Origin of the sequence: Tsukamurella hominis (assembly GCF_965137015.1) — a bacterium.
Lineage (GTDB): Bacteria > Actinomycetota > Actinomycetes > Mycobacteriales > Mycobacteriaceae > Tsukamurella > Tsukamurella hominis.
This window is the reverse complement of sequence record NZ_CBCRZG010000003.1, coordinates 202273-226815: the sequence shown is the minus strand read 5'-3', so window position 1 is coordinate 226815 and position 24543 is coordinate 202273. Positions and strand designations below refer to the sequence as shown.

The following is a 24543-nucleotide window of genomic DNA, read 5'->3' as shown; positions in this document are numbered from 1 at the left end:
GCCGAATCAGTTGGCGGATTGCTTCGCGGCGATCGACAGCGTGGGCACGTAGCGCTCCAGCAGCCACGGCACGTCGAGGACGTTGGGCGAGCTGACGGCGTAGACGAGCGGCGGGTCCGTGAGCGGCACGTAGGCCTTGCGCTGCACGGCCTTCAGGCTCGCGAACGACGGGTTGGCCTCGGTGGCCTCGCGCTTCGCGGGGTCGAGGTACCACGAGGTCAGCACGTCGGCGTTGTACTTCGGGACGTTCTCCCAGCTCACCGGCGCTGCGAACTTGCCGGGCGGGGTGGCCTCCCGCAGGGCGGCCAGCTCGGGCAGCACGGTGAAGCCGAAGCTCTGCAGCAGCTGCACCCGAGGATCGGTGTCGAAGTAGAAGTTCAATCCGTCGGTGGTGGTGCCGCTGGCCGCCGCGACGGTCTTGCCGGCGAACTCCGGGTGCGCGGCCTTGACCTCGGCGATGCGCTTGTCGGTGTCCGCGATCAGCGCCTTCGCCTCGGCCTCGCGGCCCAGCGCCTTGCCGACCAGCGTGGTCTGGTCCTGCCACGAGGTCTGCCAGTTGCGGCCGGGCTGTGCGACGGTCGGCGCGATCTTGCTCAGCTGCGCGTACTGGTCCGCGGTCAGTCCCGCCTGGACCGACAGGATCACGTCGGGCTTGAGGGCCGCGATCTGCTCCAGCGGGAGCGACTTGCTCGACTCCGGCAGCAGGACCGGCTTCGTGTCGCCGAGCTTCTCCTGCACCCACGGCGTGATCCCGCCGGCGTCCTTGCCGAGCTCCGAGGACATGTCGCGCATGCCCACGGGCGTCACGCCGAGCGCGATCGCGGCCTCCGTGCTGCCCCACCCGAGGGTGACCACGCGCTCCGGTCGGGCCTTGATCTCGGTGGTGCCCAGCGCGGAGGTGATCGACACGGGGAAGCCCGCGTCGTGCTGGGCGTGCTCGTCGGTGGGCGAGCCGGATCCGCACGCTGCGGTGCCCGTGACCAGGGCGGTAGCGGCGGCAAGGGCAAGGGCGGTACGAGTGATGCGGGATGACCCGAACACGGTTTCTCCTCTTCGACGGGTGGCCTGTGTCGATGGACACAGACGTTCGCACGACTGGCGAATGGTCTCTACTTTCAGGTATGCCTATCCTATCTAGATAGTCGACGAGGGAGATACATGGGACAGCAGCACGCGATCGCCGATGTGGTCGGGATCGGGGCCGGACCGTCGAATCTGGGGCTCGCCGCGGCCCTCGATGAGCGGAACCGGACGGGCCTGCCGCCGCTGTCGATGACGATCCTCGAACGCAAACCCGCCTTCGCCTGGCATCCCGGCATGCTCCTGGACGGTGCCACGATGCAGATCGCCTTCCTCAAGGATCTGGTGACGTTGCGCAACCCGCGCAGCCCGTTCACTTTCCTGAGCTACCTCGAGGCGCGCGGCCGGCTGGTGGACTTCATCAACCACCAGACCTTCTTCCCCACCCGGGTGGAGTTCACCGACTACCTGTCCTGGGTGGCGGAGAGCGTGTCCGCCCGGATCGACTACGGCACGACCGTCACCGCCGTCGAGCGCGTGGACGGTGCGGTCGACGGTGCGCGATGGCTCGTCCGGTTCACCGGTCCCGACGGTGACGGGGCCCTGCGCGCCCGGTCCGTCGTCGTGGCGACCGGACTGCGCGAGCGGCTGCCCGAGTGGGCCGCCGCCGGCCCGCGCCTGTTCCACAACCACCGGCTGCTCGAGCACCTCGCCGCGGCCGACCTGGATGTCGAAGCGCCGCACCGCTTCCTCGTCGTGGGCGGCGGGCAGAGCGCGGCCGAGGTCGCGCAGTACCTGCACCGGAGCTACCCGAACGCCGTGGTGGAGAGCGTCTACAACTCCTACGGCTTCCAGCCCGCGGATGACAGCCCGTACGCCAACAAGGTCTTCGACCCCTCCGCCGTCGACGACTTCTACGACGCGCCCGCGGACGTCCGCGAGGAGCTGATGGCCCGGCACGCGACCACCAACTACGGCTGCGTCGACATCGAGCTGATCAACGAGCTCTACGCCGTCGAGTACCAGGAGAAGGTCTCCGGCCATCGCCGGCTGCTGATGCGCCCCGCCACGGTCGTCACCTCGGCGGTGGGCTCCGACACCGGCGTGCGGGTCACCCTGCGCGACCGGATCGCCGGCGAGACCACCGGCCAGGACTACTCGGCCGTCGTGTGCGCCACCGGCTTCCGCTCCATCGGCGTCTCCGACGTCCTCGCCGGCTGGGACGTCGCGCCCGAGCGCATGCAGGTCGGCCGCGACTACGTGCTGACCATCGACGGCGAGCCGCTCGACGGCCTGTACGTCCAGGGCGCCACCGAGTCCACCCACGGCCTCGGCTCGACGCTCCTGTCGAACGTCGCCGTCCGCGCCGGCGAGATCCTTGACGGACTCGTCGCCGACACCCGCCTGACCACCGTCGCGAAGGGAGCATGATGCGCGTCGTCACCTTCGGCTTCCAGACCTGGGGCCACCGCACACTGTCCGCCGTCCTCGATGCCGGCCACGAGGTCGCGCTCGCCGTGACCCACCCCGTCTCGAACAACCCGTACGAGATGATGTGGAACGACTCGGTCGAGGAGCTCGCCACGTCCCGCGGCGTGCCCGTGCACCTCGCCAAGAAGCCGGACGAGGCCCTCTTCGAAGCGGTCTCGGCCGCCGAGCCCGACATCATCGTCGCCAACAACTGGCGCACCTGGCTGCCGACGTCGATCTACTCGATGCCGCGCCTGGGCACCCTCAACATCCACGACTCGCTGCTCCCGAAGTACGCCGGCTTCTCACCGCTGATCTGGGCGCTCATCAACGGTGAGACCCACGTGGGCGTCACCGCGCACCTCATGGACGAGGGCCTCGACACCGGGCCCATCATCGCCCAGGAGTCCGTCGCCGTCGGCCCGAACGACCGCACCGTCGACCTGTTCCACCGGACCGTCGACCTGATCGGCCCGCTGGTCGCCCGGTCGCTCGGCGAACTGGAAGCCGGGACGGCGCAGCCGATCCCGCAGGACCCCGCCGCCGCGACCTACTTCCACAAGCGGTCCGACGCCGACAGTGCCATCGACTGGTCCTGGCCCGCCGACGCGATCGAGCGGCTCATCCGCGCCCAGTCCGATCCGTACCCGAACGCCCACACCGTCTTCCGTGGCGAACGGCTCGCGATCACCGGAGCCTCGGTGTCCACCAAGCGGTACGGGGGCACCCCGGGCCGCGTCTGCGTGCCCGACGGTGACGGCATCGCCGTGGTGGCGGGGCCGGACTCCTGGCGCGGCGGCAACCCCGCGCTCATCGTCGAGACGGTGCGCACCGCCGACGGTGCCGAGCACCCCGCCGCCAAGATCCTCGGCGACTCCGGCGCCTATCTCGGCTGACCCGGGGACGCAGACATGCACGCATTCATCACCGGCGCCGCCTCCGGGATCGGCGCAGCGACCGCCCTGCGGCTCGCGCGGCGCGGCCCCGTCGCCCTCGCGGACCGCGACGCCGACGGGCTGGTCGCGACCGCCCGCGCCGTCGCCGACGCGGGCGGCACTGCCACCTCGCACGTCCTCGACGTGACCGACGCCGACGCCGTCGCCGCGGCGCTCGATGCCGCCGAGAAGGCGGGCGGGCCCGTGGACGCGCTCGCGCACTGCGCGGGAATCCTCGTCGCCGGGCCGGTTCTCGACACCGCGGCCGAGGACTGGGCCGCCGCGCTCGCCGTGAACCTCACCGGCACCGTGCACGTGCTCACCGCCGCTGCCCGCCGGATGGCGGAGCGCGGCGCCGGCGCCGTCGTGGTCGTCGGCTCCAACGCCGGGAACGGCCCGCGCGTCGGCCTCGGCGCGTACGGCGCGTCGAAGGCCGCGGCGCACAACGCGACCCTGACCCTCGCGCTCGAGCTCGCGGGCAGCGGCGTGCGGATCAACGTGGTCGCGCCCGGATCCACCGCCACGCCCATGCAGACCGCCTTCGGCGGCGCCGCCGCCGCGGAGGCCGCGATCGCGGGCGACCTGGCGCGGCACCGGCTGGGGATCCCCCTGGGCCGCATCGCCGATGCCGACGACATCGCGGGTGCGATCGACTACCTGCTCTCGCCCGATGCGCGGCACGTGACCGCGCAGGTACTCACCGTCGACGGAGGCGCCACCGTATGACCAGCACGCAGACCCGCTACTTCCCGGAGGAGTTCGCCGCGCGCTACCGCGCGGCGGGCTACTGGACCGGCGAGACCTTCGCGTCCTTCCTGCCGGAGGCCGCGGAGCGCTTCGGCGACGCCGAAGCGCTGGTCGCGCAGGACGTCGCCGGCGCGCCGGTGCGACTGAGTTACCGCGAGCTGGACACGGCGGCCGCCGTGGCCGCCGCGGGGTTGCGCGCCACGGGGATCGCCGCAGGTGATCGGGTGGTGCTGCAGCTGCCGAACACCGCCGAGTTCGTCACCGTGCTGTTCGGGCTCTTCCGGATCGGCGCCGTTCCCGTGTTCGCGCTGCCGGCGCACCGCCGCAGCGAGCTCGTGCACTTCGTGCAGACGTCGGGCGCGAAGGCCCTGATCACGGCGGCGACCATCAACCGCTTCGACCACCGCGCGCTGGCCGCCGAGGTCGCCGCCGAGACCGGCGCCGAGGCGTTCGTCGTCGACGACCTGCCGTTCGCGGGTGACGTCGCGGAGGGGACACCTGTCACCGTCGATCCGGAATCCCTGGCGTTCCTGCAGCTCTCCGGCGGCACCACCGGTGTGCCGAAGCTGATCCCGCGCACCCACGCCGACTACCTGTACTCCGTCCGCGAGTCCGCGAAGATCTGCGGACTCGGGCCTGGCACTCGCTTCCTGGTGGTGCTGCCCGTGGCGCACAACTTCCCCATGAGCAGCCCCGGCATCCTCGGCGTCCTCTGGGCCGGCGGCACCGTCGTGCTCGGGACGGACCCGGCACCGTCGAAGGCCTTCCCCCTGATCGAGGCGGAGAAGGTGACCATGACGTCGCTGGTCCCGCCGCTCGCGATGCTGTGGCTGCAGGCAGTGCCCGGCGCGACCGCCGACCTGGCCAGCCTGGACGTGCTGCAGGTGGGCGGCGCCAAGTTCCCGCCCGAGGCGGCGCGGCGCGTGACCCCGGAGCTCGGCTGCCGCCTGCAGCAGGTCTTCGGCATGGCCGAGGGCCTGGTCAACTACACCCGCGACGACGACCCCGAGGAGCTCGTCCTCGGCACGCAGGGCCGCGCCATCTCGCCCGACGACGAGGTGCGCGTCCTCGACGAGAACGGTGCGCCCGTCCCGGAGGGCAAGCCCGGGCTGCTGTGGACGCGCGGGCCGTACACGATCCGCGGCTACCTGGGCGGCGTCGACGCCGAGTCCTTCGACGACGAGGGCTTCTACCGCACCGGCGACATCGTGCGGCGGCTCCCGAGCGGGCACCTCGTGGTGGAGGGCCGCGCCAAGGACCAGATCAACCGCGGCGGCGAGAAGATCGCCGCCGAGGAGGTGGAGAACCACCTCATCGCCCACCCCCTGGTGATCGACGCGGCCGTCGTGGCCGTCGCCGACGAGTTCCTGGGGGAGCGCACGTGTGCGGTGGTGTTGACCGGGGGCGAGCGGCCCACCGTGCCCGAACTGAAGAAGTTCGTCCGCGCCCGCGGCGTGGCCGAGTACAAGGTGCCCGACCGGGTGGAGTTCGTCGGCGAATTCCCCACGACGGGCGTCGGAAAGATCAGTCGCCGCGAACTGCGGCGCGCGCTGGCGGATCTCGTCGGGCGCAAGGACGAGGAGAAGCTGTGAGCCTGCCGAAGACGGTCGTCTACGACCTGCCCGAGATCGAGTGCCCCGACACCGTCGACTGGACCGTCGACCCGGCGCGCTCCGTCCTGCTGATCCACGACATGCAGGAGCACTTCGTGGGGCCGTTCGAGCGCGACGCGGAGCCGTTGCACACCGTGGTGCCGAACATCGTGGCGCTGCGCGCCGCGGCCCGCGCCGCCGGCGTGCCCGTCGTCTACACGGCGCAGCCCGGCGACCAGGACCCCGAGGAGCGCGCGCTGCTCACCGACTTCTGGGGCCCGGGCCTGAAGACGGCCAACCAGGACATCATCGGCGAGCTGACCCCGGCCGACGACGACGTGCTGCTCACCAAGTGGCGCTACAGCGCCTTCGCCAAGTCGGACCTCGCCGAGCGGATGCGCGCCTGGGGCCGCGATCAGCTGGTGATCGCGGGCATCTACGCCCACATCGGGATCATGACCACGGCGCTGGACGCCTTCATGCGCGACGTGCAGCCCTACGTGGTCCGCGACGCCGTCGCCGACTTCTCCGCGCAGGATCACGCCAACGCACTCACCTATGTGGCGGGACGATGCGGCAGAGTGGAGACTACGAGCAAGGTTCTGGAGGCACTGCGATGACGGCATCGGCGAGCGGGGAGAGCGACCATCCGCACTTCCTGCTGACCGCGGCCGGGCAGCGCCTGGCCGCCCGCGGTACCGCCGCGACCTTCCTGGACCCGCACGCCGCGGCCGCCGCGCTGCGCGCCGGCACCGCCCCCGCCGTGGTGGGCGCGCTGCCCTTCGACCTGGCCGATCCCGCGGCGCTGACGGTGCCGGAGCACTTCGGCGATGTGGCACCGGCCGCCGGGAGCGGAGCGCGCGGGGCCGATCTCGGAGCCCCCGCCGGCGCTGCCGCCGAGCTGCCCACGTTGACCCAGACCGCCCAGCACCCCGCGCCGGCCGAGCACGTCGACCGGGTGCGCCGCGCCATCGCGCTCATCGACGACTCCGAGCTGCAGAAGGTGGTGCTCGCGCGCGCCGTCGACTTCGAGGCCGCCGCGCCGCTCGACCCGCTCGCCGTGGCCGCCGCCCTGGAGCAGCGCGACCTGGAGGGCAACGCCTTCGCCGTGGACCTCGCCGCCGCCGGCGACGCCTACCGCGGCCGCTGGCTCGTGGGCTCCAGCCCGGAGATCCTCGTAGGACGCATGGGCAACACCGTCTTCTGCCACCCCTTCGCCGGCACCGCGACCACGCCCGAGGGCCTGCTGGACTCGGAGAAGGACCGCGAGGAGCACGCCTACGTGGTCGACGAGATCGCCGCCGCGCTCGCGCCGCTGTGCGCGGAACTGGACGTGCCCGCCGCACCGTCGGTGACGAGGGCCGGACCCGTGTGGCACCTCGGCACCAAGATCGAGGGCCGCCTCGCCGACCCCGCGACCACCGCGCTCGACCTCGCGCTCGCGCTGCACCCCACCCCCGCCGTCTGCGGCTTCCCGCGGCGGACCGCCGCCCGCGCGATCGCCGACATCGAGGGCGAGCGCGGCTTCTACGCCGGCGCCGTGGGCTGGACCGCCGCGAACGGCGACGGGCACTGGCGGGTCAGCATCCGGTGCGCCGAGCTCGACGGTGCGCGGCTGCGCGCCTACGCGGGCGGCGGCATCGTCGGGGCCTCGGACCCGCAGGCCGAGCTGGCCGAGACCCGCAACAAGCTGCGCACCGTGCTGGGCCCGTTCCGGCTCACCGAGTCCGCGCGGAGCTGAGGGTGGCGGACTGGACCGGCAGCCGGCTGCCGGTGTTCTTCGAGGCGCCCGAGCAGCAGCCCGACCATCGGCCGCTCGCGGTCGACGCCGACACCACGCCGCGGCAGCTGGTGCTGCGCACCATGTTCGGCAACCCGTCGCGGACACTGCCCGCGGGCCTGCTCATCATCGGCCACCAGGTCGGCGAGGCGCTGGTGCCCGTGGTGATGGGCCTCGCGATCGACCGGGCCATCCAGACCGGGGACTGGGCGGCGACGATCCGCTGGGTCCTCGTGCTCGCGGCCCTGTTCGCCTTCCTCTCGTTCAGCTTCCGGTTCGGCTCGCGCATCGGCTTCCTCGGGATGAACACCGTGCAGCACCGGCTGCGCACCCAGGTCACCGACCGGATCCTGGACCCGCGCGGCCTGGGCGGCGGCCACTCGCCCGGCGTGCTGCTGTCCATCGCCACCTCCGATGTGCAGCGCCTCGCCATGTCGGTCGCGCTCGGCCTCTACCCGGTGGGCGAGCTCGCGGCGATCGTCTTCTGCGGCGTCGTGCTCCTGTCGATCTCCTGGCAGCTGGGCCTGCTCGTGCTGCTCGGCGCGCCCGCGATGCTGTGGTGCCTCGACAAGGCGGGCGGCGCCCTGCGTGCCCGCAGCGAGGCCGAGCAGCGGGCCGCCGGCGAGGCAGCGGGGTCCGCGGCCGACCTGGTCGCCGGATTCCGTGTGGTCAAGGGCATGCACGCCGAGGCCGAGGCCGACCGTCGGTACCGGGCGGCGAGCGCCCGCGCCCTCGCGGCCGTCATCAAGGCCCGCCGCTCCGAGGGCGCCTACGTGGGCGCGATGGAGGCCGTCGCCGCGGCGTTCGTGGTGCTCGTGGGCGTGCTCGCCGGCGTCCAGACCGTGCACGGCGACCTCACCGTCGGCCAGCTCATCACCGTCGTGGGCCTCACCCAGGTCGTGATGGCGCCGCTGCAGGCCATGGGCACCAACGTCGGCAAGTTCTGGGTCGCCGGGAACGCCTCCGCCAAGCGCGTGCTGATGGTGCTGCAGGCGCCCTTCGCCCGCGACGAGGGCGTGCTGCACGCGCACGACGGCGACGAGGTGCCCGTGCGGCTCACCGGCGTCCCCGCGGGCGAGGGCGTCGTCGACCTGGAGTTCCCGCCCACCGGGGTCACCGCCGTGGTGTGCGGCGCCGAGACCACCGCCGCCGCGACCGCGCTGCTCGCGCGGTCCGGGGCACCGCGGCCGGGCGCCGGGGTCACCGTCGGCGGCACCGACCTGTACACGCTCACCCAGCCCGTGGCGCTGCGGACCGTGCGCGTCGCGCCGCACGCGACCACCCTGTTCGAGGGCACCGTCGAGGAGAACGTCGCCGCCGGCGGCGCCCCCGACCGGGTCGCGGCGGCGCTCCTCGCGGCCGCCTGCGACGACGTCCTCGAGGTCCTGCCCGACGGGCTGCAGACCTCCGTGGGCGAGGCCGGCCGGTTGCTCTCGGGCGGCCAGCGTCAGCGCGTCGCGCTGGCCCGCGCGCTCGCCACCGATACCCGCACCCTGGTGCTCGTCGACCCGACCAGCGCGGTCGACTCCGTCACCGAGGCCGCGATCGCCGACCGGCTGGGCGCGGCCCGCGAGGGCCTCGCCACCGTCGTCTTCACCGGCTCCCCGACGCTGATCGCCGCGGCCGACACCGTGCTCACCGTCAGCCCCGCCGGGGCGGAGGTCCGCGCATGAGCGCCCCCAGCACGGCCGGCACCGCCGGCGCCCTCCCGATCGCCGACGGGGCGGAGACCTTCCGCTTCGCCCGCGGCCTGCTCGCGGGGAAGCGCGGCGCCCTCGCGCTGGTGTTCGTGGTCCTGCTCGCGGGCGCCGCCCTCGGCCTGGCCGTGCCGTGGGGCTTCGGCGCGATGGTCGACGTCGCGATCGACGGCCGCGGCTACCCCGACGTACTGCGGATCGGCGGGCTCATGGCGGCCGCCGCGATCGCCTCGGCGGTCTTCACCGGCCTCGGTATCGCCCTCTCCGCGCAGGTCTTCGAGACCGCGCTCGCCCGGCTGCGCGAGTCGATGGTCGGTGCGGCGCTGCGGCTCGCCCAGTCGCGGGTCGAGGAGGCCGGGTCAGGCGACTTGGTCTCCCGCGCGACGGACGACGTCGGCGCGGTCAGCCAGGCCATCTCCCGCGGCGTGCCCGCGCTCGCCCGGTCCGGCTTCTCCGTCGCCGTGACCGTCGCCGGTTTCGCCGCGCTCGACTGGCGGTTCCTGGCGGTCGTGGTCGTCGTGCTGCCCGTCTACGTGCTCGGCGCGCGGATGTACGTGCGCGTCGCGCCGCCGGTCTACCGCTCCGAGCGGGCGGCCATGGCGGAGCGGGCGCACCACATGCTCGGGTCGATCCGCGGCCTGCCGACCGTGCACGCCTACGACCTCATGGACCACGCGAGCCTGCGGGTCAGCGACGGTTCGTGGCGGGTCGTGCGCTGGACCATGCGCGCGCGGATCGTGCAGAACCGGCTCTTCGGGCGGGTCAATCTCGCCGAGTTCGTCGGCATGGCCGCGATCCTCGTGCTCGGCTTCGCCCTCGTCGACGGGGACCTCGTCACCGTCGGTGCCGTCACCACCGCGATGCTGCTGTTCCTGCGCCTGTTCGGGCCGATCGGCGCGCTGCTGCTGGTGATGGACGACATCCAGTCCGCCGGAGCCTCCCTGGCCCGCATCGTCGGGGTGATCGGGGTGGCCGACGACGAGGCGTCGGGACCGGCACCGTCGGGCGTGGTGGACGTGCGCGACGGGCCGCCCCGCGTCGAGGTCGACGGGGTCGCCTTCGGGTACGGCGGCGGGCGCCGCGTGCTCGACGGGGTCACCGTGCGCCTCGAGCCGGGGGAGACGGTGGCCGTGGTCGGCACGTCCGGCGCGGGGAAGACGACCCTCGCCGCGCTCATCGCCGGCGTGCACGTGCCCGACGCGGGCGCGGTGCGGATCGGCGGCACCGACCTCGCGACGCTGCCGGATTCCGCTGCGCCGGTACTGCTCACGCAGGACGTCCACGTCTTCGCCGGCACCCTCGCCGAGGACCTGCGGATGGCGGCGCCGTCGGCGTCGGACGCGGAGCTGGACGCCGCCCTGGAGCGGGTGGGCGCGCGGGAGTGGGTGTCCCTGCTCGATGCCGGGCTGGACACCGTCGTCGGCGCGGGCGGACAGGCGCTCACCCCGCAGCGGGAGCAGCAGCTCGCGCTGGCCCGTCTCGTGCTGCTCGACCCGCCCGTCGCGATCCTCGACGAGGCCACCGCCGACGCCGACAGCGCCGACGCGGACCTGCTCGAGGAGGCCGCGCAGGCCGCGCTCGCCGGGCGCACCGCCCTCGTCGTCGCGCACCGTCTCAGCCAGGCCGCCCGGGCCGACCGGATCCTGGTGATGGAGCGCGGCGCCATCGTCGAGCAGGGCACGCACGACGAACTGCGCAGCGCGGGCGGACGGTACGCCGCCCTCTGGGCGGCGTGGAGCCGTCACCGGTGAGGTGACGGCGGACCGTCAGGCGCCGTGGAAGGCGCGGTAGACGGCGGAGCCGTAGAACGCGCCGATCCGCTCGGAGTCGCCGCGCCAATCCTTTCCCGCGTCGTCGGGGCGGTCGGCCAGCATCGAGCGGACGGCGGCCTCGCACGCCGAGACGAACAGCTCCATGAGCATCGGCAGCTTGGCGTCGAGGTCCTGCATGTCCCACCAGCGGATGAGCGCGGGCCGGATCCAGTCCTCGGCCTGCTTCGCCAGGGTCGCGCGGGCGCCCTGCACGCGGTGCACGACCTCCGGGTCGGTGACGCCGGAGAACAGCAGCTGCCAGGTGTCGGCGCGCTCGTTGACCGCGGCCAGCAGGCCGCGCATGCCGATGATGAACGCGGTCTCCGGGTCCTCGCCGTGCGCGTTGTGCAGCGACGTGAGGACGTAGGTCATCATCGTCTCGGTCTCGCGGTCGAGCAGCTCGGTGATGAGCGCGACGCGGTCCGGGAAGCACGAGTAGATGACGGGGCGGGTGACCTGCAGGCGGTCGGCGACGGTGCCGATGGTCACGGCGGCGAGCCCGTCGCGCGCGGCGATCTCCAGCGCGGCGTCGAGGACCTGGGGGCGGCGACGCTCGGGCCCGAGGTGTTCGGCGCGCCGGCGTCCGCGGTTGGCGGTGGTGGGCATCCCGCACAGTTTACCGATCACAGCGCACCCCGCGTTCACGCCACGTTCACCCGCCGGTCCGTGCCTGCCCGTAACCTTCGGCGCGTGATGGATCTCGACCTGCCCGTGGGCATCGACTTGAGCGCGGTCAGCGGCCGCGAGGCGCTGCAGAAGATCGTCGACCTGCGGGCGACCGAGGGCTTCTCCGTGAACGACGACGATGACGACGATCCGGTGCTGCTCACCCCCGAGCGGCACGTCGTGGACACGTGGCGCGAGGGCTACCCGTACTCGGAGCGCCTCGCCCGCTCCGAGTACGAGCGGGACAAGCGCCTGCTGCAGATCGAGCTGCTCAAGCTGCAGCGCTGGGTCAAAGACACCGGGCAGCGGCTGGTCATCGTCTTCGAGGGCCGCGACGCCGCCGGCAAGGGCGGCACCATCAAGCGCTTCATGGAGCATCTCAACCCCCGTGGCGCACGCGTGGTGGCGCTGGTCAAGCCCACCGAGCGCGAGGCCGGCGAGTGGTACTTCCAGCGCTACATCGACCACTTCCCGACCAAGGGCGAGATCGTCCTGTTCGACCGCTCCTGGTACAACCGCGGCGGCGTCGAGCGGGTCATGGGCTTCTGCTCCGACGAACAGCACGAGCGCTGGACGCACCAGGTACCCCTGTTCGAGAAGATGCTGGTCGAGGACGGCATCGACGTCACCAAGTTCTGGTTCTCCGTGACCCAGCTCGAGCAGCGCACCCGCTTCGCGATCCGCCAGATCGACCCCGTGCGGCAGTGGAAGCTCTCGCCGATGGACCTCGCCTCGCTCGACAAGTGGGACGGGTACACCGCGGCCAAGGAGGAGATGTTCACCGCGACGGACACCGACTACGCGCCGTGGACCGTGGTGAAGAGCAACGACAAGAAGCGCGCCCGCCTCAACGCGATGCGCTACATCCTCGACAAGTTCGACTACGACAACAAGGACATGGACGTCCTGGCCACCGGCCCGGATCCGCTCATCGTCGGCCGCGGTCGCGACCTGATCAGCGACTGACGGTGGCCCGAGCCGACCGGGGCCGACGGCACCGTCGAGTACCGTTGTCGCCGTGCGTTCTCTGACGGCCTTCCTCCTCGTTCTCGTGGCGATCGCGGCCACGTTCGTGGCGGTCCCCGCGGCGTGGGCGAAGAGCACGGTGCTCGATCGCGCCGAGTTCATGAAGCTCATGGAGCCGCTGGGCCGCGACAGCGCGGTGCAGGACGCGATGGCGCAGGAGATCGCCCAGCAGGTGCAGCGGCTGCTCACCGAGCAAGGCGACGCCCGGCCGCCGCTCGACGCGATCACGCCCTACGTCTCGACCTACGTGCACGGGCCGCAGTTCCCGGGCGCCTTCACGGAGGCCGTCGGCCAGGTGCACACCTGGCTGCTGGTGCGGCCCACCGCGGAGCAGCGGCTGCGCGGCGCGACCACCGCGGAGATCGACCTGGCGCCGATGATCCGCGACGTCGCCGCCGCGAACAACGTGAAGGTGACCGTGCCGGAGCGGGTCACCATCGACCTGTCCGGGACCGGCGCCAACCGGGACCTGTTCCGGGCCGGACGGTACGCGTCCGTCGCCGACACCATCCGGTCGGCGGCGTGGATCGCGCCCCTGACCGCGCTCGCCGCGGCGCTGCTCGCGCTGCTGGCCGCGCACCGCCGCGGCTTCATGATGTTCTACCTGGGGCTCGGCGTCGCCGTCGCCGCGGGCGTGACGTGGATGCTGTGCGTGGCGGCACCGTCGTACGTGTCGAGCCGCAGCGGGACCGGCGGGCTCAGCCCCGTGGTGGACGCCGCGCTCGACCAGGTGACGAAGAGCCTGACGCCGTGGATCGCGACCGAGGCCGCGGTCGGCGGCGCGCTCGCACTGCTGGGGCTGATCTTCGGCGGGCTCGGCGCCGTGGCCGCGCGGCGGGCGGAACGGCGCGCCTGGTGACGTCGACGGCGCGGCCCACCGTCGCGACGCTCACGTACAAGGACGGCACCACCAATCCCGTCCGGATCTTCCGCGGCCCCGATCCCACGGCGCCAGTGCTGATGATCTGGCCCGGCGTGAACGTGCCCGCCGGCTACTTCGACGACTTCGGGCGCGGGCTCATCGACGCGGGATTCAACGCCGTCGTCGCCGAGCTGCGCGGACAGGGCGATTCGCGGCCCCGCGGCGCCGGGGGGAAGCACGGCTTCCAGGACGTGGTGGTCGAGGACTACCCGGCCGTCTCCGCGCTGGCCCGGCAGAAGTTCCCCGGCGCGCCGCGGATCCTGCTGGGACACAGCCTCGGCGGGCTGATGGGCGTCATGTACGCCGCGCGGGCCCGGCGGAACCTGGCCGGGGTGATCCTGATCGCCTGCGGCACGGGGTATTACAAGCTCGACGGGCTGTCGGGGACGGCGCGCCGGATCGGGACGTCCGTCGCCGCCCTTGCCGCCGCTCGACGGGGCCACTGGTCCGGGCCCGACGGCCTCGGCGAGGTGCCCGCCGGGATCGTGGCCGACTTCGACCATCTCGTGCAGACGGGCGACTTCAACGTCGCCGGCGCGGACGTGGACTACGAGGCGCGTCTGGCGGGGACGAGGACGCCCGTGCTCACCGTGGCGATCGCCGGCGACGAGCTCGTCTCGGATCGGCAGTCGCGGTTCGTGGGGGAGAAGTTCCCGTCGTCCGTGCACCGGCGGATCGCGGATCCGCTGGGGCACAACCAATGGATCCTCTCGCCCGGTGCGGTGATCCCCGCGCTGTCGGGGTGGATCGCGCAGTCCGTGCCGCGCGGCTGAGGGCCGTCGGCGCCTGGTGGGTGTAGTCGGTCGCGACGGTGATGCGTCTGGCGCATACCCTCTGAAAGAGCAGATCAGCGACGTTTCTGAGAGTTGGGGTGATGCGCGCGGGGCATCACCGGTCCGTTGACGTGAGCGGCGCAGCCCCCGTCGGTGGCGTGTCTGCCCGTGTTCGTCCCCCGCGCGACGCCGATCCGCGGGCCCGCCGTTCGCTCCCTCGCCGGAGGCCGCGCGTGCGGTAGGGGAGCGGTCTACCCCCGCGCGGCGTTCACTCCCCCGCTGGACGCCGGGGCAGTTCGGTGGGGAGCGGACTACCCCCGCGCGGCGTTCGGTCCCCCGGTGGACGCCGGGCACCTCGGTAGTGCGCGCCGGGAGGATCAGCCCGCGAGGCCGGTGACCAGGACCGGGTTGTGTGCGGGCGCCAGCCATTTCAGGAGCGTGATCATGCCGTCGCGGCTGATCGCGACGCAGCCGAGCGTCGGCTTGCCGTCGGTGACGTGCAGGAACATCGCGCCGCCCTTGCCCGGCGTGTGGCTCGGGTTGTTGTCGAAGTGCACGGCGTAGTCGTAGACGGGGCCGATGTCGTAGAGGTTCTCGCTCTCGGGGCCCGGGCTGGCGGCCTGGACGACCATGCGGTCGTAGGTGGGGGAGTTGACGTTCCCGTCCCACCAGTGCTGATTCGTCACCTTGGTGTACGGCAGCGTGGTGCCGGGGTTGTCCTGCCGGCCGAACGCGAGGTCGAGTTTGAAGACGCCGAACGGGGTACGGGGCACGCCGTCCTTGCCCTCGCCGATGCCCTGCTGGCCGACCTTGCCCGGGACGGGCCCGTAGACCTTCGTCCAGCCCTGCGCGAGCAGCGCCCACGCCGAGACCTGGACGTCGGTGGAGGAGAACGACGGTGCCGCCACCGTGATCACCTCGCGGGCCGTCGGCGCGGCCGCGACGGCGGCGTCGAGCAGTGCCTTGTCGGCGTCGGCCGCGGCGGCGTGCGGGACGGTCAGGGACGTGGCGACCGCGGCGGCGGGCAGCGCGGCAAGTCCCACTAGCACCTGACGCCTCTTGAGCAACATGCGTCACAGTATGGCACGAGCTGGGGTTTCACGTGAAGCCGGCGACTCCACTGCCGCATGGCGCGGTGCGATGGGGGCTCGACTTCCGTACCTTCGGGGGCGTGAACACGACGAGGGACCTCTGGCTGCTGGTGGCGCGGGCGAGCGTCGGGGTGATGTTCTTCCTCAGCGGGTGGGGGAAGGCGGCGAACCCGAAGCGCTTCGTCGCCGACTTCGCGGCGTGGGGCATCCCGGAGCCCGATCTGGCGTCGACCGTGACGGCGTGGGCGGAGCTGGTCCTCGGTGCCCTTCTCGTGCTGGGGCTGCTCAGCCGGTTCGCGGCCGCGGGGCTGGCGGTCACGATGGTGGGCGCGATCTACTACTCGGTGTGGCCCACGGCGGTCGAGGCGTCGACCACCGTCCCCGGCTTCCTGAGTCAGTTCTTCTACAGCCCCGAGTGGCTGCTGCTCCTGATTCTTCTCGCCCTCGCGGGCGCGGGGCCGGGCCGCTTCGCCCTCGACGAACCGTTCGGCATCGAGGCCCGGCTGCAGCGCCGGTGAGTGCGATCCGGCGGATCAGTCCGACGGAGCCGCGAACAGGAGGAGGTTCCCGTCCGCATCGCGGACGGTGACGGTGTCGGAGCCCCACGGCTGTTGCGTCAGCGGCTCGGCGATCTCCGCGCCCCGCGCGACGAACTCGTCCGCCAGCGCGGCGAGATCCGCCGCAGAGGCGAGGCCGAAGGTCGCCGCGAGCAGGTGCTCGCGGTCCCGGAGCTCCGGCGGGATCACCGGCTCGTCGACATGGCGGAGATTGAGCGCCAGTCCGTCCCGCGCCACCTGCGCGTAGAACGCGGGCTCGCCGTGCACGAACCGCGCCTCGAAGCCGAGGCGGTCGACGTAGTACGCGACCGCGGCGAGGACGTCGGCGACGAACAGCTGCGGCTCGACGGAGCGGAGCGTCATCGCCCCGAGTCCCGCAGGTGCTGCTCCACCCGCTCGAGCTTCGCGGTCAGCTGGCCGGTGTGCCCGGGACGGATGTCGCACTTGACCACGAGGGAGACGCGCGGTGCGCTCTCGGCGAGGCGGTCGACGCACGCCTTGATGACCGCCATCACCTCGTCCCACTCGCCCTCGATGGTGGTGAACATCGCCGTGGTCTCGTTGGGGAGGCCGGAGGCGCGGACGATGGCGACGGCCTCCGCGACGGCGGCGGCGACGCCGCCGTCCGCGCCCTGGTCGCCGCCCATCGGGCTGATCGAGAATGCAGCGAGCATGAGGAGTCCTTTCAGTTCCGGGCGGTGCCGGGTTCGGTGGTCGAGCGGGGCGAGTCCGCCAGGAGGCGGACGAATCCGAGGCCGTAGCCGAGGGTGCACAGGGCGAGTGCGCCGCCCGCGATCGCGTGGCCGGTGCCAGGCGTGACGATGCCCGCTGCCATGAGGCCGATCGCCGTCGCGGCGGCGACGGTTCCCACGGTGCCGGCAGCGAGGTGCATCGGCTGCGGGCCGTCGAGCAGGAAGGCGAAGAAGTGCAGCGCGACGACCAGGGCGATGGCAGGCGTGATGTACTGGGGGTGACCGGTCCGGTTGAGCGCGACGACGGCGATCACGGCGGCCACTGCCTCGCCCGCCACGGCGAGCCGGAACACGGACCCGGACGCACCGCCGGTTCGCGGTCGGCCGGCCCCTCCGCGCTCCGCCGCCGTGGCGTCCGCCCGCCCGCGCGCGAGCGCGACGGCGGCGACGATCACCCCGGCGCCCGCCACCGCGAGCACTGCACCGACGACCGGCACCGCGTGCAACCCCAGGACCGACCACAGTACCGTCATCGCGCCCATGAAGACCGCCAGCGAGCGCGCCTTGTGGGCGGGCATCAGTTCCCCGATGATCCCAGTTCGCGCCACAGGAACTCGTACGCGAGAGCGGATTTGAAGGCGGCCTGCTTGTTGTCGGCTGCGCCGCCGTGGCCGCCCTCGATGTTCTCGTAGTAGTCCACCTCGATGCCGCGCTCGCGCAGGGCCGCGACGAACTTGCGGGCGTGGCCGGGATGGACGCGGTCGTCCCGGGTCGACGTGGTGACCAGCAGGGCGGGCAGGTCGCCGGGTTCACCCGGCCCGTCCGGCAGGTTCTGGTACGGCGAGTACTCGCTGATGTACGCCCACTGCGCGGGGTCGTCCGGATCGCCGTACTCCGCCATCCACGACGCGCCGGCGAGGAGCTGGTGATAGCGCCGCATGTCGAGCAGCGGCACCTGGCAGACGATGGCGCCGAACAGCTCCGGGTACCGCGTGTACATCACGCCCATGAGCAGACCGCCGTTCGAGCCGCCCTGCGCGCCCAGCTGCTCGCGCGTCGTGATGCCGCGGGCCACGAGATCCTTCGCGACGGCGGCGAAGTCCTCGTAGGCGCGCAGCCGGTTCTCCTTCAAAGCGGCCGTGTGCCAGTCGGGTCCGTACTCGCCACCGCCGCGGATGTTCGCCAGCACGTAGACACCGCCGCGCTCGATCCACGACGTCCCGGACACCGCCGTGTAGTCCGGCGTGAGCGAGACCTCGAAGCCGCCGTAGCCGTAGAGCAGCGTCGGCTGCGGGCCCTCCGCGGGCTTGCGCACGACGAAGTAGGGAATCTGCGTGCCGTCGTCGCTCGTGACGAAGAACTGCTCGGCCGTGACGCCCGTGGCGTCGTAGAAGGCCGGTGCCGACTTCAGCGGCTCCACCGAGCCGCCGGCGGTGCCGTGCAGCAGGGTGGGAGGCAGGGTGAAACCGCTGGCGGTGGCGAAGATCTCGTCGCCCTCGCGCGGATCGGTGTAGTAGACGCCGATCTCGGCCAGCTCCGGGAAACCGCGGGTCTCCCGCTTCTCCCACGTGCCGGGCTCGAGGGTGTGCAGCTCCGAGCGCACGTCCCGCATCGTCGACAACAGCAGGTACGACTTGGTCCACGAGTACCCCGCGAGGGCCGTGTGCGCGTCGGGGGTGAAGACGGTGCTGTACTCGCGCGAGCCCGCCCGGTAGGCGTCGAAGTCGAAGGCCACCAACGCGCCCGGGGGCACCGTCCCGGTCGGCAGTTCCCACGCGGACTTCGGGCGCACCAGCAGGCGTGACTCGTGCACGTCGGCATCGGCGTCGGTCGGGACGTCGATCCGCTCCAGCGCCAGCGTGTCCGGCGAGAGCAGGTAGATCTCGCTGTTGTAGAAGTCGATCGCGCGTGAGACGAAGTGCCGTTCGTAGCCGGGGGTGTCGTCGTAGCCGGCGCCGATCGACACGTCCGAGTGATGGCCCTCGTAGACCAGGTCCGCGTGCCCGAGCGGGGTGTCGCGGCGCCACCGCTTGACCAGCCGCGGGTACCCCGAATCCGTGAGCGAGCCGGGCCCGAAGTCGGTGCCCACGTAGACGGTGTCCTTGTCGATCCACGAGATCCGGCTCTTCGCCTCCGGGAGGGAGAAGCCACCGTCGACGAACTCCCGGCGCGAGATGGAGAACTCCCGCACGACCGTCGCGTCCGCGCCGCCGCGGGAGAGGGAGACGAGGGCGCGGTCGTACCGCGCACCGTCGGGCGACTCCGCGCGGAGGACGGCGGCCCCGCCCCACACCCAGTTCTCGCCCTCGGCCTCGCGGAGGGCGTCGACGTCGATGACGACATCCCACTCGGGGCTGTCGGTGCGGAAGGACTCGAGGGTGGTGCGGCGCCACAGGCCGTACGGGTGGTCGGCGTCGCGCCAGAAGTTCCACAGGTACTCGCCGCGCCACACCGGGTAGGGGATGCGCTGGTCGGTGTCGAGGATGGCGAGCACGCCCGCCTCGAGCTCGTCGAACCTCGGTCCGGTCAGGCGCGCGGTGCTCGCGGCGTTGCGTTCCCGGGCCCAATCCAGGGCAGTGGCGGATTCCACTTCTTCGAGCCATGCGTACTGGTCCATGGACTCCACACTAGGGCTAGGCTGAAAGCCGTGGCTGATCACTTTGACACTGTTGTACTCGGCGCCGGCCCAGGAGGCTACGTCGCCGCTATTCGCGCCGCCCAACTCGGGCAGAAGGTCGCGGTCATCGAGGAGAAGTACTGGGGCGGTGTGTGCCTGAACGTGGGCTGCATCCCGTCGAAGGCGCTCCTGAAGAACGCCGAGCTGGCGCACACCTTCACGCACAAGGCACAGCTGTTCGGCATCTCCGGTGACGTCTCGTTCGACTTCGGGGCGGCGTTCGACCGCAGCCGCAAGGTGTCGGAGGGGATCGTCAAGGGCGTTCACTTCCTGATGAAGAAGAACAAGATCACCGAGATCAACGGCTACGGCACGTTCGTCGACGCCAAGACCATCCAGGTCGGCGACCAGACGGTGACGGGCGACAACATCATCATCGACACCGGCTCGACGGTGCGCCTGCTGCCGGGCGTCACGCTGTCGGACAACGTGGTCACCTACGAGGAGCAGATCCTCACCCGCGACCTGCCCGAGTCGATCGCCATCGTCGGCGCCGGCGCCATCGGCATGGAGTTCGCGTACGTCCTCAAGAACTACGGCGTGGACGTCACCATCATCGAGTTCCTGGACCGCGCGCTGCCCAACGAGGACGCGGACGTCTCCAAGGAGATCGCCAAGCAGTACAAGAAGCTGGGCGTGAACATCCTGACCTCCACCAAGGTCGAGTCGGTCGACGACCAGGGCTCGCAGGTCGTCGTGAAGTACACCGGCCCGAAGGGCGCCGGGGAGATCACGGTCTCCAAGGTGCTCATGTCGATCGGCTTCGCGCCGCGCGTCGAGGGCTTCGGCCTGGAGAAGACGGGCGTCGCGCTCACCGAGCGCGGCGCCATCGCGATCGACGACTACATGCGCACCAACGTGCCCGGCGTGTACGCCATCGGCGACGTCACCGCGAAGCTGCAGCTGGCGCACGTCGCCGAGGCGCAGGGCGTCGTGGCGGCCGAGACCATCGCCGGCGCGGAGACCCAGACGCTGGGCGACTACCGCATGATGCCGCGCGCCACCTTCTGCCAGCCGCAGGTCGCCTCGTTCGGCCTGACCGAGCAGCAGGCCAAGGACGAGGGCTACGACGTCAAGACCGCGACGTTCCCGTACTCGGCGAACGGCAAGGCCCAGGGCCTCGGCGACGCCGTCGGCTTCGTGAAGCTGGTCTCGGACGCGAAGTACGGCGAGCTGCTCGGCGGCCACCTCATCGGCCCCGACGTCTCCGAGCTGCTGCCCGAGCTGACCCTCGCGCAGAAGTGGGACCTCACGGTCAACGAGCTGGCCCGCAACGTGCACACGCACCCGACGCTCTCGGAGGCGCTGCAGGAGTCGATCCACGGCCTCGCCGGCCACATGATCAACCTGTAGGCATCGCACTTCCCGGCGGCCCGGCACCGATGCACGGTGCCGGGCCGCCGTGCGCTTCCAGCGGGTTGGACACTCGCGCCGGACCCTGGCAGGGTCGGGATCGCGGCGTGGCGTGGCCACGGCGCCGGGTCGAGAAAGGGCATCGGTCACCGTCTTCACGTCCGCGCCGCGAGGCACGCAGTGGAAAGCGCACTGCCCGGACGGAAGGAATCGATGAACAACGCAGCGACGCTCACCGACCACTACCCGACGCGCGTAGACCAGAGCGAGATCCACGACCGGCACGACCCCGTCGTCTGGCCCGGACGATCGGGCCCCTGGCCCGACGGTGCCGTCGACGACTTCGCCGCCCACGGCTTCCGCAGCGTGGAGGGCGTGCTCGGCGCCGGCGACATCCGCGACGTCCGCGCCGAGATCGACGCGGTGACCACCCGGCTCGGCACCGACGAGCGGGTGATCCGCGAGACCTCCGACGGCAGCGTGCGGTCGGTCTTCGCGGTGCACGAGCTCAGCGAGAAGATCGCGTCGATCATCGCGCGCGAGGAGATCGCGGGCGTGGCCCGACAGCTGCTCGGCGACGACGTCTACGTGCACCAGAGCCGCGTCAACCTCAAGCCCGGCTTCGCCGGCGGACCCTTCTACTGGCACAGCGACTTCGAGACCTGGCACGCCGAGGACGGCATGCCCACGCCGCGCGCGGTGAGCGTCTCGCTGGCGCTCACGCCGAACACCCCGTTCAACGGCTCGCTGATGATCATGCCCGGCTCGCACCGCCGGTTCGTCTCCTGCGTGGGGCGCACGCCCGGCGAGTACCACCGCGAGTCGCTCAAGTCCTACCGGCCGCCGTTCGGCACGCCGGAGGAGCGGGACATCGCCGCGATGGCCGATGAGTACGGGATCGAGCAGGTCACCGGCGGTGCAGGGAGCGCGTTGTACTTCGACTGCAACTGCCTGCACGCCTCGGCGGGGAACATCTCGCCGTACCCGCGGTCCAACCTGTTCGTCGTGTTCAACGCCGTCTCCAACGGGCTGCAGGAACCCTTCGCCGCCGACGCCCGTCGCCCCGACTACCTGGCGGCGCGGTAGTAGTTCACGAATTCGAGTTCTGCGGCGTCACGTGTGCTCCTGAGCACCTGTGGTGCCGCAGAACTCGACATCGTGAGCGGTCAGTGCGGGTGGCCGACGACGTTGACGACGGTGCCGTCGGGGGCGCGGACGAAGAAGCGGCGCGGGCCCCACTCCTCGCTGGTGAGGGGGTGGACGATCTCGTAGCCGGAGCGCTGCGCCTCGGCGTAGGCCGCCTCGACGTCGTCGGTCATCACCGACAGGTCCGAGTCGACCTCCGCGGTACGGTCGCCGGTCACCAGCTGCACGCTGGCGGCGTGGTCGGGGGAGGAGAAGCGGGCGACCCAGCCGAGGTTGAACTCCTCGTCGCCTAAGCCGAGGAAGTCGGCGTAGAAGCCGCGCGCGGTGGCGATGTCGTCGACGGTGATGTTCGGGATCACTTTGTGCACCCGCATGATCAGGCCTTCTCCGGCTGGATGCCGAGGACGTCGATCGCGGTGGCGAGGCCGTCGTAGTTGGTGGCGAGCATGACGATCTCCACCAGCTTGCGGTCGTCGTAGAAGGCGGCGAGGCGGGCCCACGACTCGTCGGTCACCGCCTTCTCCTCGACCAGCTCGGTGACTACGTCGAGCAATGCGGCGCTGCGCTCGTCCCAGCCGGAGCCGTCGAAGATGCGCTCGAACTGCGTGTCCGTTAGGCCGGCCCGCGCGCCGATGCGGCGATGGTGGCCCAGCTCGTAGGCGTTCTCCCGCAGGAAGGCGACGCGGACGATGACCGTCTCCGACTCCGCGCGCTTGAGCGCGCCGAAGGGCATGAGCATGCCCGAGTAGCCGAGCCAGCCGACGAACAGCCGCTTGGTGCGGCCGAGGGTGGAGAACAGATGCATGTCGTCGGCGCGGATGGCCTTCGCGCCGATCTTGGCGATGGCGTAGTTGAGGGGGCCGAGCTGGCGGAGTCCGCCGGGAGTCACGCGCGGTGTCATGACCCGACGCTACCGCTCAGCGGGCACTCCTCGCGGACGAGGTAGGGCGAGATCGCGGAGCGGTTGGTGGGGAGGTCGAGGGCGGGGCCTAGCGGACGAGGTAGGGCGAGATGGTGGAGCGGTGCTCGTCGATGTCGAGCGCCTTGCCGATGGCGGGGAAGGCGCGCTGGGGGCAGCCGGCACGCTCGCAGACGCGGCAGCCGGCGCCGATGGGGGTGGCGTTGGCGTCGGAGAGGTCGAGGCCGCGGGCGTAGACCAGGCGGTGCGCGTGCCGCAGCTCGCAGCCGATCCCGATGGCGAAGGTCTTGCCGGGCTGGCCGTACCGCGCGGCCCGCCGCTCGACGGTGCGCGCGACCCACAGGTAGTTCCGTCCGTCGGGCATCTCGACGATCTGCGTGATGATCTTGCCCGGCCAGGCGAAGGTCTCGTAGACGTTCCACAGCGGACAGGTGCCGCCGGACGCGGAGAAGTGGAAGCCGGTGGAGCTCTGCCGCTTGCTCATGTTGCCCGCGCGGTCGACGCGGACGAAGGACAGCGGCACGCCGCGCAGGTTCGGCCGCTGCAGCGTGGACATGCGGTGCGCGATGGTCTCGTAGCTGACCGAGAAGAACGCCGACAGGCGTTCGATGTCGTACTCGAACTCCTCGGCGGCGCCGTGGAACTGCGTGTACGGCAGCACGACGGCGGCGGCGTAGTAGTTCGCGAGCCCCAGCCGGGCGAGGGCGCGGGCCTCGTCGGACCCGAAGGCGGCGCCATCGACCAGGGCGTCGATCTCCCGGCCGCACTCCAGGTACGCGAGCTCGGCCGCCATCTTGAAGACCTGCTGCCCGCTCGACAGGTGGCGGTTGATCTCCAGCACGCGGGTGCGCGGGTCGTAGCGGTGCAGCACCGTCTCCCCGAGGTCGACGCGGCGCCGGATGGAGACGTTGTGCACGGCCTCGAGTCGCGTGACGATCTCGGTGCGCACGTCGGCGTTGTGCATGCGCATCCGCGCGGTGAGCTCCTCGGCGGCGACGTCGAGCTCGTGGAAGTAGTTCTGCCGCTGGTAGAAGAAGTCCCGCACCTCCTCGTGCGGATTCGGGATGCTGCCGCGCGCGCCGGGGTCGTTGCGGCCGTCCGTCACCTGGGCCAGCTGATCGGCGGCGCCGAGGTAGCGGCGGTGCAGGGCGACCATCGCGCGGGCGAAGCCGGGGTGGTCGCGCGCGAGCTCGGACAGCTCGTCGGTGCTGGTGGGCGCGTCGACGTCCATCGTGACCTCGCGCAACTCCGCGATCAGCCGCGTCTGGTCCTGGGAGTTGAAGAAGGAGGTGTCGACGCCGAAGACGTCGGTGATCTTCAGGAGCACCGGGACGCTGAGCGGCCGCACGTCGTGCTCGATCTGGTTCAGGTACGACGGCGAGATCTCCAGCGCCTCCGCCAGGGACGCCTGCGACAGCCCGCGCTCCTTGCGCAGGCCGCGGAGTCGTGCCCCCACGAAGGTCTTGGACATGCGGCGAAGTTTAGTCGCGGAGTCGCAGCTACCGACGGGTTACGAGGGTTCGGACGGAGCTTTGCAGTGAGGTGTGTCACATCCGTGCGCCGGCGGCGGGCGGCGGGCGGCGGCGGACCGTCGGAGATCGGGGGTCGGAGGCGTGGCGCCCGGCGCCGGCAAACTCCCAGTACGGGCGTACTTTTTTCGCTGAGGCTC

At 71.9% G+C, this 24543-nt stretch carries 24 protein-coding genes; 14 read left to right on the top strand and 10 right to left on the bottom strand.

Annotated elements, in window-relative coordinates:
• Positions 1-6: 6 nt before the first annotated feature.
• Positions 7-1041 carry an iron-siderophore ABC transporter substrate-binding protein gene (locus ACM9LD_RS05855; protein WP_415675804.1) on the bottom strand — a complete coding sequence of 345 codons (1035 nt, stop codon included), beginning with the start codon at positions 1039-1041 and terminating at the stop codon, positions 7-9.
• Positions 1042-1158: 117 nt separating this feature from the next.
• On the opposite strand from ACM9LD_RS05855, the gene ACM9LD_RS05850 reads away from it, so the two are divergent.
• From ACM9LD_RS05850 to ACM9LD_RS05815, 8 genes are read left to right on the top strand one after another with little or no spacing between them, the layout of a single operon-like run.
• On the top strand, positions 1159-2451 hold the full coding sequence (locus tag ACM9LD_RS05850; RefSeq protein ID WP_415675803.1) for a lysine N(6)-hydroxylase/L-ornithine N(5)-oxygenase family protein: 1293 nt from the start codon (positions 1159-1161) through the stop codon (positions 2449-2451).
• Positions 2451-3386 (top strand): methionyl-tRNA formyltransferase, encoded by a 936-nt coding sequence (locus tag ACM9LD_RS05845; protein ID WP_415675965.1) that lies wholly within the window; start codon positions 2451-2453, stop codon positions 3384-3386. Before ACM9LD_RS05850 ends, ACM9LD_RS05845 begins: the two co-directional genes overlap by 1 nt.
• Before the next feature lie 15 nt (positions 3387-3401).
• Positions 3402-4151 carry an SDR family oxidoreductase gene (locus ACM9LD_RS05840; protein ID WP_415675802.1) on the top strand — a complete coding sequence of 250 codons (750 nt, stop codon included), beginning with the start codon at positions 3402-3404 and terminating at the stop codon, positions 4149-4151.
• The gene (locus ACM9LD_RS05835) at positions 4148-5764 is read left to right on the top strand and encodes a (2,3-dihydroxybenzoyl)adenylate synthase (RefSeq protein ID WP_415675801.1); all 1617 of its coding nucleotides are present in this window, start codon (positions 4148-4150) and stop codon (positions 5762-5764) included. The genes ACM9LD_RS05840 and ACM9LD_RS05835 overlap by 4 nt, the downstream gene beginning before the upstream one ends.
• Positions 5761-6384 (top strand): isochorismatase family protein, encoded by a 624-nt coding sequence (locus ACM9LD_RS05830; protein ID WP_415675800.1) that lies wholly within the window; start codon positions 5761-5763, stop codon positions 6382-6384. Before ACM9LD_RS05835 ends, ACM9LD_RS05830 begins: the two co-directional genes overlap by 4 nt.
• The gene (locus ACM9LD_RS05825) at positions 6381-7505 is read left to right on the top strand and encodes an isochorismate synthase (protein WP_415675799.1); all 1125 of its coding nucleotides are present in this window, start codon (positions 6381-6383) and stop codon (positions 7503-7505) included. The genes ACM9LD_RS05830 and ACM9LD_RS05825 overlap by 4 nt, the downstream gene beginning before the upstream one ends.
• Before the next feature lie 2 nt (positions 7506-7507).
• Positions 7508-9217, top strand: a complete 1710-nt coding sequence (locus ACM9LD_RS05820) for an ABC transporter transmembrane domain-containing protein (RefSeq protein WP_415675798.1) — start codon at positions 7508-7510, stop codon at positions 9215-9217.
• Positions 9214-10992 (top strand): ABC transporter ATP-binding protein, encoded by a 1779-nt coding sequence (locus tag ACM9LD_RS05815; protein ID WP_415675797.1) that lies wholly within the window; start codon positions 9214-9216, stop codon positions 10990-10992. The genes ACM9LD_RS05820 and ACM9LD_RS05815 overlap by 4 nt, the downstream gene beginning before the upstream one ends.
• A 15-nt stretch (positions 10993-11007) precedes the next feature.
• Here ACM9LD_RS05815 and ACM9LD_RS05810 read toward each other — a convergent pair whose 3' ends face one another.
• Complete coding sequence (locus ACM9LD_RS05810; protein WP_415675796.1) at positions 11008-11658, bottom strand: TetR/AcrR family transcriptional regulator; 651 nt, start codon at positions 11656-11658, stop codon at positions 11008-11010.
• Positions 11659-11745: 87 nt separating this feature from the next.
• Between ACM9LD_RS05810 and ppk2 the strand changes: the two genes are divergently transcribed.
• Genes ppk2 through ACM9LD_RS05795 form a run of 3 tightly spaced genes read left to right on the top strand, consistent with a single transcriptional unit; the run spans position 11746 to position 14439 of the window.
• Positions 11746-12684 (top strand): polyphosphate kinase 2, encoded by a 939-nt coding sequence (ppk2, locus tag ACM9LD_RS05805; protein ID WP_415675964.1) that lies wholly within the window; start codon positions 11746-11748, stop codon positions 12682-12684.
• A 52-nt stretch (positions 12685-12736) separates the two neighbouring features.
• Positions 12737-13603 (top strand): hypothetical protein, encoded by an 867-nt coding sequence (locus tag ACM9LD_RS05800; protein WP_415675795.1) that lies wholly within the window; start codon positions 12737-12739, stop codon positions 13601-13603.
• Positions 13600-14439 (top strand): alpha/beta fold hydrolase, encoded by an 840-nt coding sequence (locus tag ACM9LD_RS05795; RefSeq protein WP_415675794.1) that lies wholly within the window; start codon positions 13600-13602, stop codon positions 14437-14439. Before ACM9LD_RS05800 ends, ACM9LD_RS05795 begins: the two co-directional genes overlap by 4 nt.
• A gap of 377 nt (positions 14440-14816) precedes the next feature.
• Here the strand turns inward: ACM9LD_RS05795 and ACM9LD_RS05790 are convergent, their stop codons facing one another.
• Positions 14817-15509 (bottom strand): L,D-transpeptidase family protein, encoded by a 693-nt coding sequence (locus tag ACM9LD_RS05790; protein WP_415675793.1) that lies wholly within the window; start codon positions 15507-15509, stop codon positions 14817-14819.
• 101 nt (positions 15510-15610) lie between these two features.
• Here ACM9LD_RS05790 and ACM9LD_RS05785 point away from each other — a divergent pair, with 101 nt between their 5' ends.
• Positions 15611-16048, top strand: a complete 438-nt coding sequence (locus ACM9LD_RS05785; RefSeq protein WP_415675792.1) for a DoxX family protein — start codon at positions 15611-15613, stop codon at positions 16046-16048.
• A 15-nt stretch (positions 16049-16063) separates the two neighbouring features.
• On the opposite strand, the gene ACM9LD_RS05780 is transcribed toward ACM9LD_RS05785, so the two are convergent.
• From ACM9LD_RS05780 to ACM9LD_RS05765, 4 genes are read right to left on the bottom strand one after another with little or no spacing between them, the layout of a single operon-like run.
• Entirely contained in the window at positions 16064-16450 is a 387-nt protein-coding gene (locus ACM9LD_RS05780; protein WP_415675791.1) for a VOC family protein, read from the bottom strand.
• Positions 16447-16761 (bottom strand): thiamine-binding protein, encoded by a 315-nt coding sequence (locus ACM9LD_RS05775; protein ID WP_415675790.1) that lies wholly within the window; start codon positions 16759-16761, stop codon positions 16447-16449. Before ACM9LD_RS05775 ends, ACM9LD_RS05780 begins: the two co-directional genes overlap by 4 nt.
• 11 nt (positions 16762-16772) lie before the next feature.
• Positions 16773-17357 carry a hypothetical protein gene (locus ACM9LD_RS05770; protein ID WP_415675789.1) on the bottom strand — a complete coding sequence of 195 codons (585 nt, stop codon included), beginning with the start codon at positions 17355-17357 and terminating at the stop codon, positions 16773-16775.
• Positions 17357-19438, bottom strand: coding sequence for a prolyl oligopeptidase family serine peptidase (locus ACM9LD_RS05765; protein ID WP_415675788.1), 2082 nt, complete (start codon positions 19436-19438; stop codon positions 17357-17359). Before ACM9LD_RS05765 ends, ACM9LD_RS05770 begins: the two co-directional genes overlap by 1 nt.
• Here ACM9LD_RS05765 and lpdA point away from each other — a divergent pair.
• Both lpdA and thpD read left to right on the top strand, forming a co-directional pair.
• Positions 19427-20809, top strand: coding sequence for a dihydrolipoyl dehydrogenase (lpdA, locus tag ACM9LD_RS05760; protein ID WP_415675787.1), 1383 nt, complete (start codon positions 19427-19429; stop codon positions 20807-20809). The genes ACM9LD_RS05765 and lpdA overlap by 12 nt on opposite strands.
• Before the next feature lie 213 nt (positions 20810-21022).
• The gene (thpD, locus tag ACM9LD_RS05755; RefSeq protein WP_415675786.1) at positions 21023-21895 is read left to right on the top strand and encodes an ectoine hydroxylase; all 873 of its coding nucleotides are present in this window, start codon (positions 21023-21025) and stop codon (positions 21893-21895) included.
• An 80-nt stretch (positions 21896-21975) separates the two neighbouring features.
• Here thpD and ACM9LD_RS05750 read toward each other — a convergent pair whose 3' ends face one another.
• From ACM9LD_RS05750 to ramB, 3 genes are all read right to left on the bottom strand, one after another.
• Complete coding sequence (locus ACM9LD_RS05750) at positions 21976-22329, bottom strand: VOC family protein (protein ID WP_415675785.1); 354 nt, start codon at positions 22327-22329, stop codon at positions 21976-21978.
• A 2-nt stretch (positions 22330-22331) separates the two neighbouring features.
• Positions 22332-22856 carry a carboxymuconolactone decarboxylase family protein gene (locus tag ACM9LD_RS05745; RefSeq protein WP_415675784.1) on the bottom strand — a complete coding sequence of 175 codons (525 nt, stop codon included), beginning with the start codon at positions 22854-22856 and terminating at the stop codon, positions 22332-22334.
• 88 nt (positions 22857-22944) lie between these two features.
• A complete protein-coding gene (ramB, locus tag ACM9LD_RS05740; RefSeq protein WP_224651743.1) occupies positions 22945-24345 on the bottom strand; it encodes an acetate metabolism transcriptional regulator RamB in 1401 nt (466 codons plus the stop codon).
• Positions 24346-24543: the final 198 nt, after the last annotated feature.